Annotated in this window: 14 protein-coding genes; 5 read left to right on the top strand and 9 right to left on the bottom strand. The window is 64.4% G+C overall.

What is annotated here, in order from left to right:
• The first annotated feature begins 265 nt into the window (after positions 1–265).
• The 4 genes from ASG25_RS12305 to ASG25_RS12320 all read left to right on the top strand — a co-directional run bounded on the left by ASG25_RS12305 (position 266) and on the right by ASG25_RS12320 (position 4,249).
• Positions 266–1,243 (top strand): sulfate ABC transporter substrate-binding protein, encoded by a 978-nt coding sequence (locus tag ASG25_RS12305; protein WP_062473898.1) that lies wholly within the window; start codon positions 266–268, stop codon positions 1,241–1,243.
• Between the two features lie 206 nt (positions 1,244–1,449).
• Positions 1,450–2,271, top strand: coding sequence for a sulfate ABC transporter permease subunit CysT (gene cysT, locus ASG25_RS12310; RefSeq protein ID WP_062473900.1), 822 nt, complete (start codon positions 1,450–1,452; stop codon positions 2,269–2,271).
• Between the two features lie 20 nt (positions 2,272–2,291).
• Positions 2,292–3,227, top strand: coding sequence for a sulfate ABC transporter permease subunit CysW (gene cysW, locus ASG25_RS12315; protein WP_062474566.1), 936 nt, complete (start codon positions 2,292–2,294; stop codon positions 3,225–3,227).
• Entirely contained in the window at positions 3,224–4,249 is a 1,026-nt protein-coding gene (locus ASG25_RS12320; protein WP_062473902.1) for a sulfate/molybdate ABC transporter ATP-binding protein, read from the top strand. Before cysW ends, ASG25_RS12320 begins: the two co-directional genes overlap by 4 nt.
• A gap of 41 nt (positions 4,250–4,290) precedes the next feature.
• On the opposite strand, the gene mgrA is transcribed toward ASG25_RS12320, so the two are convergent.
• The 8 genes from mgrA to ASG25_RS12360 form a co-directional block, all read right to left on the bottom strand.
• Entirely contained in the window at positions 4,291–5,322 is a 1,032-nt protein-coding gene (gene mgrA / locus ASG25_RS12325) for an L-glyceraldehyde 3-phosphate reductase (protein WP_062473904.1), read from the bottom strand.
• Between the two features lie 202 nt (positions 5,323–5,524).
• Complete coding sequence (locus ASG25_RS12330; protein WP_062473906.1) at positions 5,525–6,658, bottom strand: Gfo/Idh/MocA family oxidoreductase; 1,134 nt, start codon at positions 6,656–6,658, stop codon at positions 5,525–5,527.
• 30 nt (positions 6,659–6,688) lie between these two features.
• Positions 6,689–7,450, bottom strand: a complete 762-nt coding sequence (locus ASG25_RS12335; RefSeq protein ID WP_062473908.1) for a sugar phosphate isomerase/epimerase — start codon at positions 7,448–7,450, stop codon at positions 6,689–6,691.
• A gap of 50 nt (positions 7,451–7,500) precedes the next feature.
• Positions 7,501–9,960: a glycoside hydrolase family 2 protein gene (locus ASG25_RS12340; protein ID WP_062473910.1), complete on the bottom strand. Its 2,460-nt coding sequence runs from the start codon at positions 9,958–9,960 to the stop codon at positions 7,501–7,503.
• Between the two features lie 197 nt (positions 9,961–10,157).
• Positions 10,158–11,246, bottom strand: a complete 1,089-nt coding sequence (locus ASG25_RS12345; protein WP_062473912.1) for an ABC transporter ATP-binding protein — start codon at positions 11,244–11,246, stop codon at positions 10,158–10,160.
• Positions 11,247–11,251: 5 nt separating this feature from the next.
• A complete protein-coding gene (locus ASG25_RS12350; protein WP_062473914.1) occupies positions 11,252–12,196 on the bottom strand; it encodes a carbohydrate ABC transporter permease in 945 nt (314 codons plus the stop codon).
• Positions 12,189–13,115: a sugar ABC transporter permease gene (locus tag ASG25_RS12355; protein ID WP_062473916.1), complete on the bottom strand. Its 927-nt coding sequence runs from the start codon at positions 13,113–13,115 to the stop codon at positions 12,189–12,191. Before ASG25_RS12355 ends, ASG25_RS12350 begins: the two co-directional genes overlap by 8 nt.
• A gap of 238 nt (positions 13,116–13,353) precedes the next feature.
• Positions 13,354–14,589, bottom strand: coding sequence for an ABC transporter substrate-binding protein (locus ASG25_RS12360; RefSeq protein WP_062473918.1), 1,236 nt, complete (start codon positions 14,587–14,589; stop codon positions 13,354–13,356).
• 415 nt (positions 14,590–15,004) lie between these two features.
• On the opposite strand from ASG25_RS12360, the gene ASG25_RS12365 reads away from it, so the two are divergent.
• A complete protein-coding gene (locus ASG25_RS12365; RefSeq protein WP_244479390.1) occupies positions 15,005–16,120 on the top strand; it encodes a LacI family transcriptional regulator in 1,116 nt (371 codons plus the stop codon).
• 143 nt (positions 16,121–16,263) lie between these two features.
• Here ASG25_RS12365 and gndA read toward each other — a convergent pair whose 3' ends face one another.
• The gene (gene gndA / locus ASG25_RS12370; protein ID WP_062473920.1) at positions 16,264–17,703 is read right to left on the bottom strand and encodes an NADP-dependent phosphogluconate dehydrogenase; all 1,440 of its coding nucleotides are present in this window, start codon (positions 17,701–17,703) and stop codon (positions 16,264–16,266) included.
• Between the last annotated feature and the right edge of the window lie 29 nt (positions 17,704–17,732).

Here is a 17,732-nt window from a genome sequence, read left to right on the forward strand (position 1 = left end):
CCTGATCCAAGAAGCGGTTTGCCTGACGGAAACCGCTTGTCCGAAGGGAGATTACACGCCGTGGCTGCCGTGTCCAGCAGGGGGCGAAGCGGAGATCTTCGACTTTCGCAGCAAAAGGAGGAATGCCGCCGAGCCGACAGCTTTTCCGTCCGGGGCCCCTTCCCGGCAATAATATTCTCAAGGGGGCGGGCGACCGGTGATCCCTGACCTCGGTCATGGCGCTCCGCCCCCTTATGATCGACCCATCAACCTGCCGGAGACCTGAATGAAACGATTCCTCCTGATCGGTGTCGCCCTCGCCGCACTGACCGCTTCCGCCCATGCCGACGACAAGCTGCTGAACGCGTCCTACGATATCTCGCGCGAGCTGTTCGAAAAGGTCAACGAGGCCTTCGTCGCACACCATCCAGATGTGACGGTCGACCAGTCGCACGGCGGATCGTCCAAGCAGGCGCGCGCCATCCTCGAGGGCCTGGAGGCCGACGTCGTGACGTTCAACCAGGTGATCGACGTCGATGCTCTGGTGAAGGGCGGCTTCGTCACCGACGACTGGAAGAGCGACTTTCCGAACAATGCCTCGCCCTACTACTCCTTCCCGGCCTTCCTCGTGCGGGAAGGCAATCCCAAGGGCATCAAGGACTGGAGCGACCTCGTCCGCGACGACGTGAAGGTCGTGTTCCCCAATCCGAAGACCTCCGGCAATGCGCGCTACACCTATCTCGCAGCGCTCGCCTTCGCCAAGGAGACCTTCAAGAACGATCCGGCCAAGGTCGATGCCTTCATCGCCAAGCTGTTCGACAACGTTCCCGTCTTCGACACCGGCGGGCGCGCAGCCACCACGACCTTCGTCGAGCGGGAGACCGGCGACGTCCTCATCACCTTCGAAGCGGAGACCAAGGGCATCGCAAAGGAATTCGGCGAGGACAAGTTCGACATCGTCGTGCCCTCCGTCAGCCTGCTCGCGGAATTCCCGGTCGCCGTGGTCGACAAGGTCGTGGACAAGCACGGCACGCGGGACCTGGCGAAATCCTATCTCGACTTCCTCTACACGCCGGAGGGCCAGACCATCCTTGCCGAAAACGGCAACCGGGTGAATGATCCGACCGTCGCCGCAACCTTCAAGGACCAGTTTCCCGACATCCGCCTCCTCAAGGTCGAGGACGTGTTCGGCGGCTGGGAGAAAGTCAAGAAGGACGAGTTCGCCGAAGGCGGCCATCTGGACAAACTTTACGGAAGCCGTTGATCGCAGGCACGATCTGTGAAAAACGAAAGCCGCGGCGGGACGAGATGTCTGCCGCGGCTTCCATCGTTTGCAGCGCCGTTCGCCACCATCGGCGTCGAATCCGACGGCGCTCCGTGAAAGACCGCAGACCGGCCTTCGCCGCCCGCGCGACCTGAAAGCCCGCGGGACCTCGAAAGCCCGCGCGACCTAGAGAAAGAGGACCGACCTTGGCACGGCGCATTCTTCCCGGCCTGCCGCTCAGCCTCGGCATCACGCTGGTCTACGTCGCCGTGATCGTGGTGCTGCCGCTCGGCGCGCTGATCTTCAAGGCGGCGAGCCTCGGCCCCGCCGACTACTGGACGATCGTATCCTCGGATCGTGCCGTGGCGAGCTACCGCGTGACGCTGCTCTGCGCAGCCGCCGCGACCGCGTTCAACCTCGTCTTCGGAATGGCGCTTGCCTGGGTCATCGTGCGCTACCGCTTCCCCGGCCGACGGTTCGTCGATGCGCTGGTCGACCTGCCCTTCGCGCTGCCGACGGCCGTGGCGGGCATCGCGCTGACCACCCTGTTCGCCAGCAACGGATGGTTCGGCGGTGCGCTGTCGGCCCTCGGCATCAAGGTTGCCTATACCCCCATCGGCATCATCATCGCCATGGCCTTCACCAGCCTGCCCTTCATCGTGCGCACCGTGCAGCCCGTCCTCGAAGAACTCGACGGCGCGCTGGAGGAGGCCGCCCAGACGCTCGGCGCGAGCGACGGCGAGATCTTCCGGCGCGTGCTGCTGCCGCAGCTGCTTCCCGCCATCCTCGCCGGCCTGTCGCTCTCCTTCGCGCGCAGCCTCGGGGAGTTCGGCGCCATCATCTTCATCGCCGGCAACCAGCCCTACGAGACGGAGATCACCGCCCTCCTCGCCTTCATACGGCTCGAGGAATACGACTACCCCGCCTCCGCCGCCATCGCCTCCATCATGCTGCTCGCGGCCTTCCTTATGCTCGCCGTCACCAACATCCTGCAGACCCGCGCCCTGCGCTACACGGTGAAGGGCTGACCATGACAGACGGCCGGACAATGACGAAAGCTACCCCCGGGTCGAAACCGGGTCACCGCCGCCCGGCGCGCATCGGCGAGAAACCGATTTTCCGCAACAGCCTGATCGCGATCGTGCTCGTGCTGGTCCTCTTCGTCATCGTCGCGCCGCTCGCCATCATCGGCGTCCAGGCCTTCTCCAAGGGGGCGGCCTTCTTCGCAAAATCGATCGCCGACCGCGACACCGCGCATGCCATCTGGATGACGGCGCTGACCGCGCTGATCGCTGTTCCCGTCAACACGGTCTTCGGCGTCGCCGCAGCCTGGGCCATCACGAAATTCGATTTCCCCGGACGCCGCCTCTTGCTCGTGGTCATCGAGATCCCCTTCTCGGTGTCGCCCATCGTCGCCGGCGTCGCCTATCTCTTCGTCTACGGCCTTCAGGGTCTATTCGGCGCGGCGCTGCAATCGGTCGACATGAAGATCCTGTTCGCGCTGCCGGGCATCGTGCTCGCCAGCCTCTTCGTCACCGCGCCCTTCGTCGCCCGCGAACTCATCCCGCTGATGCAGGCCCAGGGTCGCGATCTCGAGGAGGCTGCAACCTCGCTCGGGGCCAGTGGCTGGCGCACCTTCTTCTCGGTGACGCTGCCCAACATCAAATGGGCGCTGCTCTACGGCATCATCCTCTGCAATGCACGGGTCATGGGAGAGTTCGGCGCCGTGTCGGTGGTCTCGGGCAATATCCGCGGCCAGACCAACACGCTGCCGCTGCACATCGAGCTGCTCTACCACGACTACAACGCGGTGGGCGCCTTTGCCGCCGCCTCGATCCTTGCCAGCCTCGCCATCGTCACGCTGATCGCCAAGGTCGCGCTGGAGCGCCGCGGCGCCGGCCGCGTCCGGCGTCCGGCGCTGGCCGGGCCGAGCCTTGCGGGATCTGCCCCTAAAACATCCAAAGCCGGGATATCAACGCCGTGAAGATCCGCCTCGACAAGATCGTCAAGACCTTCGATACCTTCCGCGCCGTCCACGGCGTTTCGCTGGATATCGGAAGCGGCGAGCTGGTCGCCCTGCTCGGCCCTTCGGGCTCGGGCAAGACGACGATTCTGCGCATGGTCGCCGGCCTCGAATATCCGGATGAAGGCGCCATCTTCTTCGGCGAGGAGAACGCGACCGACATCGAGGTCCGCCACCGCGGCGTCGGCTTCGTGTTCCAGCATTACGCCTTGTTTCCGCACATGACGATCGGCGAGAACATCGCCTTCGGCATGAAGGTCTCCAAGACCCGCCGCTCCGCGGCCGAGATCGCCGACCGTGTGGCCGACCTCCTGCGTCTCGTCCAGCTCGACGGGCTGAAGGACCGTTTTCCCGCACAGATCTCCGGCGGCCAGCGCCAGCGCGTGGCGCTGGCACGGGCGCTTGCCGTGGATCCGAAGGTGCTGCTGCTCGACGAGCCCTTTGGCGCACTGGATGCCAATGTGCGGCGCGACCTGCGCCGCTGGCTGCGCAAGATCCACGAGGAACTCGGCATCACCACGCTGTTCGTCACCCACGATCAGGCCGAGGCGCTCGATCTCGCCGACCGCGTCGTCATCCTCGACAAGGGCCGGATCGTGCAGACGGGCACCCCGGAAGAGGTGTGCCGCGCACCGGAAAATGCGTTCGTGATGAATTTCCTCGGCGACGCCAACCGCTTGAAGGCCACCGTGACGGCGGGCCGTGCCAGCGTCAACGAGGTCCTGTTCGACGCGACGGGCGTGCCCGACGGCGCAGCCGAGCTGTTCTTCCGCCCGGCCGACGTCATCTGGCGCGAGGACGGCGCGGGCATTCCGGCCGTTCTCCTGCGCGTCATCGACCGCCCGGACTCCAAGCGCATCCTCGCCGTGACGGCGGATGGCCAGCATGTGGAATTCGACACCGCGCCGGAATTCCCTTTCCGTCCGCAGTCCCGCGGGACGCTGGAAATCCTGCGTCCGAAAGTGTTTGCCGCCGCGTTTTGACCCGACAGGCCGGCGGGTTGCCGGCCTGTCGGAGACGCGTGTCAGGCCAGTTCGGCCGACTTCGCCCAGAGGTTGATGTCGGCCTCGCGGGCATAGGTGTCGATCTCGGCGAGCTCCTCGGTCGTGAAGGTGAGGTTGTCGATCGCCTTGACGCAATCCACGATCTGCGCCGTCTTGCTGGCACCGATCAGGGCCGAGGTGACCCGACCGCCGCGCAGCACCCAGGCGATCGCCATCTGCGCCAGCGTCTGGCCGCGGCGGGCAGCAATCTCGTTGAGCTTGCGGACGTTGTCGATGACCTCGGGGCGAATCAGGCGCTGGTTCAGATAATGGTTCAGCGCCGCGCGGCTGTCGTCCGGAATGCCGTTCAGATACTTCGTCGTCAGCATGCCCTGCGCAAGCGGCGAGAACACGATCGTTCCGACCCCGAGATCGTCCACCGTCTCCAGCAGACCGTCATCCTCGACCCAGCGGTTGATCATGGAATAGCTCGGCTGGTGGATCAGGAGCGGCGTGCCGAGATCCTTGAGGATCGCGGCCGCTTCGCGCGTCCGCTGCGAGTTGTAGGAGGAGATGCCGACATACAGCGCACGGCCCGAGCGGACGATGTGGTCGAGCGCGCCGCAGGTTTCCTCGAGCGGCGTATCCGGGTCGAAACGGTGGGAATAGAAGATGTCGACATAGTCGAGGCCCATGCGCTTCAGGCTCTGGTCGCAGGATGCGATCAGATATTTCCGGCTGCCCCACTCGCCGTACGGGCCCGGCCACATGTCGTAGCCGGCCTTGGACGAGATGATCATCTCGTCGCGATAGGGCTTGAAATCCTGGGCGAAGATGGCGCCGAAGGCCGTTTCGGCCGCACCGTAGGGCGGACCGTAATTGTTGGCGAGATCGAAATGGGTGATGCCGAGATCGAAGGCCGTCTGGCACATTTCGCGCTTCAGCGCATGCGGCGTGGTTTCGCCGAACGTGTGCCACAGGCCGAAGGAGATGGCCGGAAGCTTGAGGCCGGAGCGACCACAGCGGTTGTAGATCATCGTGTCGTAACGAGTGTCGGCGGGGTGCCAGGTCATTGTCGTTCCTCCATGGGATCCTCCGGACAGGCGGCACGCGCCGGAAGGGCGGCGGCGCCCCGGGGTTCCCTCATTGTCATCAGCGCCGGAAAGCCGTGCCGGCGCGGCCGCTCCGGTTCGTCGAAAGCGGTCCCTGCATGTAACGCAGAAGCCCGGAGACCGAAACCGGTTTCCGGGCTTTCCCGCACAACCTGCCCGCAGATCAGCGCAGCAGCGCCCGCGCCGCCTCGATTCCGAGCGGGGCCGGCTGGGTGCAGGTGGTGGTCAGATCCACGAACCGGCCTTCGTCGCCCGATTTCAGGATCGAGACCATGACGTCGACGCCGTGCAGCGTGCGCTCCAGCGAGCAGCGCGGGTCGCGTCCCTCGGTGATCGCCTGCGCCATGTCGGCGAGGCCCGCGGTGCGGTAATTGGCGATCGGCCCCTGGGGATGCTCCTGGTTTTCCACCGAAAACGGATGGTCCCAACGATCGACCGGCGAAATCTCCTTGCCCTTGCCGCTCACCTCGACCTTGCCGCCGAAGAAATTGGGATCGGGCACGTAGAGCGAGCCTTCGGTTCCGTAGAGCTCCATGTTGCCGTGCCGGTGCGACCAGACATCCCAGCTCGCCGTCAGCGTCACGGTCGCGCCGCTCGCAAATTCGAGAAGCGCGTGGATGTTGGTCGGCGTCTTCACCGGGATGACCTGCCCCTTGCGCGGCTCGCTGGAGATGGTGCGGGTCTTGGCGGCCTTGGACGCCAGCGCGGCGACGCGCTTCACCGGACCGATGAGGTTGATCAGGTTGGCGACGTAATAGGGCCCGAGGTCGAGCACCGGCCCGGCGCCCGGCAGGAAGAAGAAGTCCGGATTGGGGTGCCACATCTCCATGCCGGGGCTCATGACGTGGCAGGTGCCGGACGTGACGCGCCCGATCCGGCCGCTGTCGACCTGCGCCCGCGCCAGCTGATGCGCGCCGCCGAGGAACGTGTCGGGCGCGCAGCAGACAGTCAGACCCTTTTCCGCGGCCAGCGCCCGCAATTCCTCGCCCTGCGCCAGCGTCAGCACGAGCGGCTTTTCGGAATAGACGTGCTTGCCCGCCTCGAGGATCTGCCGGGAGACCGGGAAGTGTGCGTCCGGGATCGTCAGGTTGACGACGATGTCGATCTCCGGATTGGCGAGCAGCGCGTCGATCGACTGCGCCTTCACCCCGTATTCGGCGGCACGCGTCTCGGCGGCCGCCGGATTGATGTCCGCGCAGGCGCGGATTTCGATGCCCTTGAAGAGCGGCGCAAGCCGGAAATAGGTGGTGGAAATATTGCCGCATCCGATGATGCCGACGCCGAGATCCTGTGTCATGACGTATGTTCCCTTGAAAAGGTCGTGCTGTCAGAAGGTCTTGATGGTGGCGATGGAGCGTTCGGCAAGGCGGGCGAGATCGCTCGGATTGTCGTGCTCGACGATGTAGGTCTTTGCGGGCGTGGCGGCGAGACGGGCGAAGAGACCCTTCCAGTCGACAGTGCCATGGCCCACATCCGCCCAGCCGTCCTCATTCGCGTTTTCGCCGGCTGCGGCGATGTCCTTGACGTGGACGGCGGTGATCCGGTCCGCATACCGGTCGATCCAGGCGAAGGGGTCGGCGCCACCACGGATCACCCAGGCGATATCCGCTTCCCATTCGAGATCCGGACCGCCTTTAAAGATGAGGTCCATCGGCACGGCGCCGTCCGGCAAAGCCATGAACTCGAAATCATGATTGTGCCAGCCAAAGCCGAGGCCGGCTGCCTTGATCTTCTCCCCGGCCTTCTGCAGTCGGGCGCCGAACGCGGTCCAGCCCGCAGCGTCCGTCGGCCGGTTCTCAGGCAGGACGTAGGGGCAGTAGATCGTCTTGATGCCGAGCATCTTCGCCACCTCGATGGCGCGATCGGGCTTGGTCTCCAGCATGTCGAGGCTGAAATGGCCGGTGGGCATCGTCAGGCCGTTGCGGTCGAGATCGGCCTTCAGCGCCTTCACGGCACTGTCGTCATGATCGCCATAAAGCGCACTATAGCCTTCGACCTCCTGGTAGCCGGCCTTGGCGACCAGATGCAGGGCATCCGACAGCGGCGGGAAATTTCGGGCGGTGTAGAGCTGGAAGCTGAGCGGTCTCATGGGACTGTCCTTTTCGGGAATGCGGGTCGATCTCGGCGCCTTGGTGCGCGTCAACCGGCCGAGGATTGCAGGTCGTAGGCGGTGAAGACCGGCGTCGGGCCCTCGCCCGGCGTCGATGGCGTGAAGCGGACCGTGCGGCGCGTTCCTGCCGTCAGATCGAACGCATTGTCGCTGAAGCGGCCGGCGACATTGGCCTCGATCATCACATGGAGGGCGAGCCCGGTCGCGGAAACGGTGAGATCGACCGCACCGGCGGCCTCTCCGGCGGCGGACGTGGCGATGGCGAGGCCCGACGGTTGGAGATCAAGCGCCTTGTAGGTGCCCGGTACGTGATGGCCCTCCCCTTGCGATCCATCGGAAGCCTCGAAGGTCCAGAAGAGCAGCATACCCTCGGGCACATCGCTGGCGGGAAGCGTGACGAGCGTCGCCGCCCGGTCGGCCGGGCACGTGCCGCTCGCCGCCATCAGGGGCCGACGCTCGCCGGCCGGCGTGACGAGGAAAGTCTGCACCTCGATGCTGACCGGCGCGCGGGTGTCGTTGACCATCGACAGGGCCAGGGACGTGCCATCCTCCGACGGGATGGCCGCCACCGCGACCGGCTGGAAGAAACGGCGCACCATGTAGTGCATGGCCTTCCAGCTGCCGCCATAGTCGAGGCTCGACCACGAAGCGACCGGCCAGGTGTCGTTGAGCTGCCAGTAGAGCGTCCCCATGCAATGAGGCTTCAGCGAGCGCCAGAACTCCACCGCCGTCTTGATGGCGAGGCCCTGCTGGATCTGGCTGAGATAGACGAAGCTCGCGAAATCCTTGGGAAAGCGGAAATACCGGAACATCGTGCCGGCGATCCGCTCGTTGCCGCCTGCATTTTTCTGATGGCTCTCCATCACCAGCGAAGCGATGTTGAGATCTCCGGGCGCGGCGAACTGGTGGATGACCGGCAGGGACGTATAGGACTGGAATCCGAACTCCGAGCAGAAGCGCGGGCGCACCGTCCGGTAATTGTCGAACGACTTGTTCTCGTGCCAGACGGACCAGTAGTGCATGTCGCCGGCGCCATCGGCATGCCAGGCATCGCCAAAGTTCAACGGGCCGACGGCGGGGCTCGACGGCCACCAGATCAAATCCGGCGCGGCCTTCTTCATCGTGGTCTCGATGGTCCGGTTCAGGCGATCATAGGAGACGAGATAGCGATCACGATCCTTTCGGCTTTCCTCGAACCAGGTGAGCGCGCCGACAAGCTCGTTGTCCCCGCACCACAGCGCGATCGAGGGATGCGACGCCAGCCGGTGCACCTGGTCCGCGACCTCGGCTGCGACGTTCTCGAGAAAATCCGGCGTCGAGGGGTAGAGGTTGCACGCGAACATGAAGTCCTGCCAGACCATGAGGCCAAGCCGGTCGCAAAGGTCGTAGAACCAGTCGGGCTCGTAAAATCCGCCGCCCCAGACGCGGATCATGTTCATATGCGCATCGACGGCCGACTGCAGCAGGTCTTCGACACCGGCCTGCGTGACCCGCGAGAAGAGTGCGTCCGCCGGGATCCAGTTCGCGCCCCGGCAGAAGATCTCGACGCCGTTGACCCGGAACGCGAAGCGGCTGCCCGCCTCGTCCGGATCCGTCAGAAGCTCGATCCTGCGAAAGCCGATGGTCTTCCGGACGCGGTCGCCGCCGACGGACACGGCAAGCGCGGACAGCGCCTGCTCGCCGCTGCCGGCCGGCCACCAGAGGTTTGGGCGTGCCACGGGAAAGATGTGTTCGACCGTGGTCATGCCCCTGGAAAGTTCGATATCGCGCGTCTGCTCGGTGCCGTTGAGCGTGAAGGTGACGGAGGCATGCCCGGCACTGGCGGCAAAGAGCCCGGCGGTAACGACGAGCTCGACCGAGCCGTCGTCGTGCCAATCCTGGCGGGTCGTCACATGTTCGACCCGCGCCTCGACCAGCCGCTTCAGCAGCGGCGGCTCGTAGACGCCGAGGGGGGCGATGGCAATGTTCCAGTCCCAGCCGAAATGGCACTGCACCTTGCGCAGCATGCTGCCGTTCGGAATGGGCGAGTTGGCAGTGGAATAGGGAATGTAGAAGGGCTGGCGCGCCTGCCGCTCGGCACTCTCGCGCACCGACGACCGGATGACGAGCGTCAACCGGTTCGTGCCGGAGACAAGGACATCCGTGACATCCGGACGATACCGGCGGAAACTGTTGTCGGCCTCGAGCACGCGGGCATCGTTGAGCATGACATCGACCACGGTGTCGAGACCGGCGAGATCGAGATACCAGCGATCGGTCGCCCCGAGGTCGCCGAGATCGAAGGTCCGCTCCAGCACCCAGTCCTGCGTCGCCACCCACTGCACGTCGGCCTCGTTGCGCCCGACATAGGGATCGGGGATGACGCCCGCGGAAAGCAGCGCGCTGTGCACGTCGCCGGGAACCGGCATGGCGAGGGTGTGTTGCGCGTCGAGGCTGGAAAGGCTCCAGATACCGGAGAGGTCGAGGGTGGAAAGGGTCGTGTCCGTCATGCCGTCTGCCTTTTTTCAGCCGTCGCCGGCCCTTGTATGTGTCGCGGGTCTTGGCGCGCGAGAGAGCCCCTCATCCGCATGCCGGCCTCGTCTCCCCGTTTGCGGCGAGACGGGACCCGGCGCTGTCGCGGGGCGCGTCCCCTTTCCCCCCGGGCGGGAAAAGGGCTCATGTGAGGGGCGACCCCGGCCGAAGGCACCTACAGTCGCTGCTCGGTGCCGGCGTCGAAGATCGAGGCCATGCCCATGTCGATGCCGAGGCGGACCTGCGATCCCGGGGCATAGCGGCGCGCACCGGCGATCCGCACCGACATCGTCTGGCCTGCAAGCTTGAGCCAGAGAAGATTGTCCGCCCCCATCGGCTCCTCGATATCGACGATCGCCGCATGGGCGTCCCCAGCGGCCGGCACCTCGTCCACCGTCACGTGTTCCGGGCGGATGCCGAGTACGACCGCGGTGCCGGGGCGGATTGGGCTGCGGGCCGGATAGGCGTCGATGGCGAAATCGACGCCGGAGACGCTGACGACCTTGCGACCGCCCTTCTCTTCCACCGTGCCGCGGAAGAAGTTCATCGACGGAGACCCGATGAAACCGGCGACGAAGAGGTTTTCCGGCGCATTGTAGATGGTCATGGGATCGGCGAGCTGCTGGATGACGCCGCTTTTCATGACCGCGATCCGGTCGGCGAGCGTCAGCGCCTCGATCTGGTCGTGCGTCACGTAGATCATGGTGTTCTTCAGCGACTGGTGCAGCCGCTTGATTTCGACGCGCAGCTCGGATCTCAGCTTGGCGTCGAGGTTCGACAGCGGTTCGTCGAACAGGAACACGTCAACATCGCGCACCAGCGCCCGACCGATCGCCACGCGCTGGCGCTGCCCACCGGAAAGCTCCGCCGGCTTGCGCTTCAGGAGCGGCTGGATCTGCAGGATCTCGGCAGCACGGGCCACGCGCTTGTCGATCTCCGGCTGCGGCATCTTGGCGACCTTCAGGCCGAAGGACAGGTTCTTCTCGACGCTCATCTGCGGGTAGAGCGCATAGGACTGGAACACCATGCCGATGCCGCGATCCTTGGGCTCTTCCCAGGTGACGTTCTTGCCCTTGATGAAGATCTGCCCGTCCGAAATTTCGAGCAGACCTGCAATGCAGTTGAGCAGGGTCGATTTTCCGCAGCCGGACGAGCCGAGCAGGACCAGGAACTCGCCGTCGCGGATATCGAGATTGAGGTTTTCGAGAACGGTGACTGCGCCGAAGCTCAGCGACAGATCCTGGATGGAAACGCTTGACGTCATGAGGATCAGCCTTTCACGGCGCCGGCGGCGATGCCGCGCACGAAGAGACGCCCGGAGATGAAGTAGACGATGAGCGGCACCGCGCCGGTCAGCAGCGTGGCGGCCATGTTGACATTGTATTCCTTCACGCCCTGCACCGAGTTGACGATGTTGTTGAGCTGGACGGTGATGGGATAGTATTCGGGGCGCGTGAAAACCACGCCGAACAGGAAGTCGTTCCAGATGCCGGTGATCTGCAGGATCATCGCGACCACGAAGATCGGCAGCGACATCGGCAGCATGATCCGGAAATAGATCATCCAGAACCCGGCGCCGTCGATGCGGGCCGCCTTGAACAGCTCCTCCGGCAGAGAGACGAAATAGTTGCGGAAGAGCAGCGTCAGGATCGGCATGCCGAAGATCGAATGGACGATGATGAGACCGCTCAGCGTGCCGTAGATGCCCATTTCGCGCAGGATGATGACGAGCGGATAGATCATGACCTGATAGGGAATGAAGGCCCCGATGATCAGGATGATGAAGAACACCTCCGACCCCTTGAAGCGCCAGTTGGCGAGCGCATAGCCGTTGATCGAGGCAAGCGCGATCGAGGCGATGGTCGACGGCACGGTGATGCGCACCGAATTCCAGAAGCCGCGCGACAGGCCGTCGCAGTTCAACCCCGTGCAGGCGCTGGACCAGGCCTTGACCCAGGGCTCGAAGGTGATCTCGACCGGCGGCGAGAAGATGTTGCCGAGCCGGATTTCCGGCATGCCCTTGAGCGAGGTCACGACCATCACGTAGAGCGGCAGGAGGTAGTAGCAGGCAAAGACCAGCAACGTGCCGTAGACCATGATGTTGGTGCCGGAAAAGGCGCGTGCCGGGCGCTTGCCGCGCGGGCCGGAGGCGAGCTGACGCCGGGAGGCGTCGATCGCGACGGCCGTGGTGTTGAGGGAGGCGATATCAGCCACGCTTGCGTCCTCCGAATTCGAGATAGGCCCAGGGAATGATGATGATTGCGACGGTGACCAGCATCATCGTGGAGGCTGCAAAGCCCTGTCCGAGGTTCTGAGCCTGGAACATGTAGTCGTAGACATATTTGGCCGGGACCTCCGACGCGATGCCGGGGCCGCCGCTCGTCTGCGCCACCACAAGGTCGTAGACCTTGACGATGCCCGAGGCGATGATGACGAGGGTCGTGATAAAGACCGGGCGCATCATCGGGATGACGATGAAAAGATAGGTCTTCCAGGCCGGAATGCCGTCGATCCGCGAGGCCTTCCAGATTTCCCCGTCGATGCCGCGCAGGCCGGCGAGCATCAGGCACATGACGAGGCCCGTTCCCTGCCAGAGTGCCGCGATCAGGATGCCGTACATCACGAGGTCGGGATTGTAGAGCGGGTCGAACCGGAAGGACGTCCAGCCGAGCGAGCGGATGACCGACTGGATGCCGAACTCCGGATTGAGGATCCACTGCCAGACGAGCCCGGTCACGATGAAGGACAGCGCGAAGGGGTAGAGAAAGATCGTGCGAAACGTGTTCTCGAACCGGATCTTCTGATCCATCAGCGCGGCCAGGAGAAAGCCGATGAGCAGGCTGAAGATCAGCGAGAAGATGCCGTAGATCCCGAGGTTGACGATCGAGACCCCCCAGCGCGGTGCAGCCCACAGGCGCTCGTACTGGTCGAAGCCGACGAAGCTCATGCGCGGCAGCAGCCGGGAATTCGTGAAGGAATAGAGCACCGTCCACAGCGTGCCGCCAAGAAAGATCACGACCGCGGTCAGGATCATCGGGATCGACGCGATCTTGGCGCTCATGTTGCGGAAATACTGGTTGGGCCGGGTGGATCTCCGGACCGGTTTGGCAAGTGTCGTCGCTGGAACCGTCATCGGCAGGCGCCTCCTCGTGGCTCTTCCCGACAGGAGAGCGCGGCTAACGTGAAGCAAGGGCGTGGCGGTCCCGGGCCTCATCGAGGCCCGGGCGGTGATGCCAGGCGTGAACGGCGACAGGCGGTCGCCGTCGGATCAAAGCCGCATCGACCCCGCCGCCTTCCTGAGAGAGCAGCGGAGAGCGAGCCGGGGCGGCAGCAGGCACACCCCGTCGGCTGCCCCGTCCGTAAAGAGCCCCTTATTCGGCGGAGGCGATGATGCCGGCGAGACGCTTCTGGGCGTCCTCGGGCGTCATCGTCGTGCTCGAGAAGAACTCAGAGAACAGGTCCTCCTTCTGCTTCTGGATGTCCGCTGAAAGAAGCTCGTCGGCACTCTTCACCACACTGCCCTTGGCAAGGATGTCGATGCCCTTCTTCATGCAGTCGTTGGTGGCCGACATGTCGACGTCGCCACGAACGGGCAGCGACCCCTTCTTGAGATTGAACGCGACCTGCGTCGCCGGGTCGAGGATGGTCTTGGCGAGCACGCTCTGCGCCTCGGTCTTGGCCTCATCTTTCAGCAGCGGGAAGTAGAAGGCGTCACCGCCGGTCGAGATCATCGCATTGACCCCGAGCCCCGGAAGGCACGAATAGTCGGTTCCGGCCTTCTGGTTGGCGATCTGGAATTCGCCCTGCGCCCAGTCACCCATGATCTGCCCGCCGGCCTTGCCGGTGATGACCAGATTGGTCGCCTGGTTCCAGTCCTGAACGTTCGACCCCTTGGCCATGCGCCGCGCATCGTCGGCCGCCTTGAAGATCTTCGCCATGTCGGGACCGGTCAGGGCCGCCTCGTCCTTGTCGCCATAGGCCTTGAGATAGAAATCCTTGCCGCCGAGGGAGAGAAGGAGAACGTCGAACAGGCCGGCGGACTGCCAGGCCTGACCGCCGAGCGCGAGCGGAATGATCCCCGCCTTTTCGAGCGCCGGACCGGCCGCCACGAACTCGTCCCAGTTTTTCGGAACTTCAACGCCGGCTGTCTTGAAGGCCGCGTTGGACAGCCACAGCCACTGCCAGGAGTGGATATTGACCGGGGCGCAGTAGATCTTGCCGTCGATCGTGCAGGCATCGAGCAGGCTCGACGGACGGATGACGTCCTTCCACTTCTCGGCCGTCGCGACGTCCGTCAGGTCGCGCATCAGGCCGGCCTGCACGAGTTCCTCGGCCTGGCGGCCATGGTTGAACTGCGTCGCCCCCATCGGGTCGCCACCGGTGATGCGGCTGATCATGATCGGACGTGCCGTACCGCCGGAACCGGCGATCGCGCCGTCCACCCATTTGTTGCCCGTGGCATCGAAAGCCTTGGCCAGCTCCGCGACCGCCGCAGCCTCCCCGCCCGACGTCCACCAATGCGTCACTTCCAGATCCGTGGCGTGAGCCGCACCGAGCGGCAGAACTACACTGGCAGCCAGAATTGCTGCGCGAAACCGTGTCATCATGAGTCTCCTCCCTCACTGTAACGTTGCCGTAAAAACCTAGCGGATGTCTGGAATGGGCGCAACATAGCAGAACGCAAATTTTTCGTGATGACGGAATTTCTACCTTTAGATGAATTTTTTGTGCACTCAAGGTGGCGTCGTGCGACGCAAAGTGCAGTGCAAGATAACAAAGGATCAGCTCCAAACCTCTGATTTCATATCACCAACGGGAAATCTGCGTAAAAACGCACCAATTTGCCGCTTTGCGATGCAGCAAATGGTTCCACTGCGGCCAACCTTCGTGCGTCGATTGCAACCAGACGCCAGAGACTGCAAAACACGATGAGGTCAACTGTATCGTTGCAGTTTTTTGGTGTAGGCAGAGTGGGAGTAGAATTGGTCAAGCCGTAGCAAAATGGTTAGGATCGCCGGTCGGATGGCCGGAGCGGAAGGGCAGGCGAACATGGACGAGACGAAGAGAACCGGCAGCCCGATCCCGGGAGCACCGGTGGCGGCCGCCCCGGCCGCAAGCCTGAACGCCGAACCGAGCCTCGCCGCGAACATTCGTCCGACCCTGAAGACGATCGCCTTCATGACCGGACTGGGGATCACGACCGTGTCGCGCGCGCTCAAGGATGCACCGGACATCGGTGCGGAAACGAAGGCACGCGTACGCCTCGTGGCACGGCAAGTCGGTTACCAGCCGAACCGCGCCGGTGTCAGGCTGCGGACCGGCAAGACCAACGTCATCAGCCTGGTGCTCTCGCTGGAGGAGGAGATCATGGGTCTCACCAGCCCGATCGTCGTCGGCATTTCCGAAGTGCTGGCGGCAACGCCCTACCATCTCGTCGTTACGCCCTACAGCCCCTCGCGGGACGCCCTCGCCCCGGTCCGCTACGTGCTCGACACGGGCGCCGCCGACGGCGTCATCATCTCCCGCACCGAGCCGAAGGATCCGCGCGTCGCCTTGATGCTGGAGCGCAATTTTCCCTTCGTCACCCATGGCCGCACCGAAATGGGGCTCGCGCACCCGTATCACGACTATGACAATGAGGGTTTTGCCTACGCCGCGGTGCGAACTTTGGTGGAGCGCGGTCGCCGTCGGCTGACTCTGTTGCAGCCGCCGCCGCACCTCACCTTCCACCGCCATATGCGGCACGGCTTCGATCGCGCGGTTCGCGACTTCGGGGTCGAGACCATCCCCTTCGACGCCGTTGATATCGACCATTCGCTGATCGATATCCGCACCGCCTTCGAGACCCTGCTGCACAGCGGCGCGGTGCCGGATGGCATCGTGTCGGGCAGCGGCGCCGGGACGATCGCCCTGATCGCGGCGATCGAGGCGACCGGCCGCACGATCGGCCAGGATCTCGATGTCGTTTCGAAAGTGCCGAGCGATTTTCTCGGCTGGCTGCGCCCGGAGGTCATCACGATGAAGGAAGACATCCGCCATGCCGGACACGAACTTGCCAAGGCCGTGCTCGCGCGCATTGCAGGACAGCCGCCGGAGACGCTGCAGAGCGTGAGCGGCCTCGACCGTCAGGACGTCTGACCGCGGGCGGCGCTCCGTTCGCGCTGACGGTGCGCGGTGCTCGCTCGGAGTTGGCGAGATACTGGCTGGAAAGACCCTAACGGAAAGGGCCGCGCGACGATGCCGCGCGGCCCTTTCCGGTTTCGTGCCGTCGGATCGGCGGTTCAGGAGCGCTCGGCGACGAGGCCGCTGCCCCAGGGGCCGTGATGCGAGTCCTTGCCGTCGATGCGATCATAGCCATGCGCGCCGAAGTAGTCGCGCTGGGCCTGAATCATGTTCGCCGTCCCGCGGGCGCGGCGATAGCTGTCGAAATAGCCGAGCGCCGAGGCGAGAGCCGGGACCGGAAGTCCGCCCAGCACCGCGGTCGAGACCACCCGACGCAGCGGGCCGTCGGTTTCCTTGACCATGGCCGCGAAGGCCGGGGTCACGATGAGGTTGGCGGCGTCCGGCGATTCCGTGAAGGCCTTGGTGATCTCGTCCAGGAACTGCGAGCGGATAATGCAGCCGGCACGCCAGATCCGGGCGATGGTCGGCATAGGCAGGTTCCATCCGAACTCGCGGGATGCCGCCGCCATGACGGCGAAGCCCTGCGCATAGGCACCGATCTTGGCGGCCAGCAGCGCGTTTTCGAGATCGCCGAGGAAGGCCGCCTTGTCGGCAATCGACAGGGGCGGCACGTCCGGCAGCCCGAGGATCTTCTCGGCAGCCTCGCGTTCGCTCTTCATCGACGAGAGGCTGCGGGCCGCGACCGCCGCTTCGATGCCGGTGGCCGGCACGCCCATGTTCTGCGCCTCGATCACCGACCACTTGCCGGTGCCCTTTTGGCCGGCCTTGTCGAGAATGACATCGACGAGCGGACCGGAGCCGAGCTGGTCGCCGGCACGCAGGACGATTTCGGAAATCTCGATCAGGAAGGAGTTGAGGCGGCCCTTGTTCCAGGTCGCAAAGACCTCGGCAATCTCGGCAGCGCTCATCTTCAGGCCGTCGCGCAGAATGCCGTAGATCTCGGCAATCATCTGCATATCGGCATATTCGATGCCGTTGTGGATCGTCTTGACGAAATGTCCCGCACCGTTCTCGCCAAGCCAGGCAACGCAGGGGTCGCCTTCATAGCGGGCGGCAATCGAGGTCAGAACCTTCTCGACGCGCGTCCAGCTTTCCTCGAGACCGCCGACCATGATCGACGGCCCGTGCCGAGCACCTTCCTCGCCACCGGAGACACCCATGCCGATGAAGGTCAGGCCGCTGTCCTTCAGCGTGTCGAAACGGCGCATCGTGTCGCGGAAATTGGCGTTTCCGGCATCGATCATGATGTCGTGGGCTTGAAGATGGGGCTTCAGGATTTCCATCTGCTGATCGACCGCATCGCCGGCCTTGATCATGATGATGATCGGCCGCGGCGGCTTGATCGCCGCAACGAAGTCCTCGATCGTTTCGCAGGGGATGATCCGATCCTTGAGATCGCCGGCCTCTTCGTAAAATTCTCTCGTGCGCTCTACCGTGCGGTTGAACACCGCAATCGTGTTGCCCTTTTCGGCAATGTTGAGCGCGAGGTTGGACCCCATGACGCCGAGCCCGATAAGGCCGATTTCCGCCTGTGCCACGTGTGTACCTCCGTTAGATCCTGGAACGC

Source organism: Rhizobium sp. Leaf384 (assembly GCF_001424065.1).
In the GTDB taxonomy this organism is placed as follows: Bacteria; Pseudomonadota; Alphaproteobacteria; order Rhizobiales; family Rhizobiaceae; genus Ferranicluibacter.

Bases quoted from the DNA above. Each gene is read 5' to 3' on its own strand.
- ASG25_RS12335 (WP_062473908.1), bottom strand. From the start codon at position 7,450: ATGAGACCGCTCAGCTTCCAGCTCTACACCGCCCGAAATTTCCCGCCG.
- ASG25_RS12330 (WP_062473906.1), bottom strand. From the start codon at position 6,658: ATGACACAGGATCTCGGCGTCGGCATCATCGGATGCGGCAATATTTCC.
- ASG25_RS12305 (WP_062473898.1), top strand. From the start codon at position 266: ATGAAACGATTCCTCCTGATCGGTGTCGCCCTCGCCGCACTGACCGCT.
- cysW (WP_062474566.1), top strand. From the start codon at position 2,292: ATGACGAAAGCTACCCCCGGGTCGAAACCGGGTCACCGCCGCCCGGCG.
- mgrA (WP_062473904.1), bottom strand. From the start codon at position 5,322: ATGACCTGGCACCCCGCCGACACTCGTTACGACACGATGATCTACAAC.
- ASG25_RS12345 (WP_062473912.1), bottom strand. From the start codon at position 11,246: ATGACGTCAAGCGTTTCCATCCAGGATCTGTCGCTGAGCTTCGGCGCA.
- ASG25_RS12365 (WP_244479390.1), top strand. From the start codon at position 15,005: ATGGCCGGAGCGGAAGGGCAGGCGAACATGGACGAGACGAAGAGAACC.
- ASG25_RS12355 (WP_062473916.1), bottom strand. From the start codon at position 13,115: ATGACGGTTCCAGCGACGACACTTGCCAAACCGGTCCGGAGATCCACC.
- ASG25_RS12360 (WP_062473918.1), bottom strand. From the start codon at position 14,589: ATGATGACACGGTTTCGCGCAGCAATTCTGGCTGCCAGTGTAGTTCTG.
- ASG25_RS12340 (WP_062473910.1), bottom strand. From the start codon at position 9,960: ATGACGGACACGACCCTTTCCACCCTCGACCTCTCCGGTATCTGGAGC.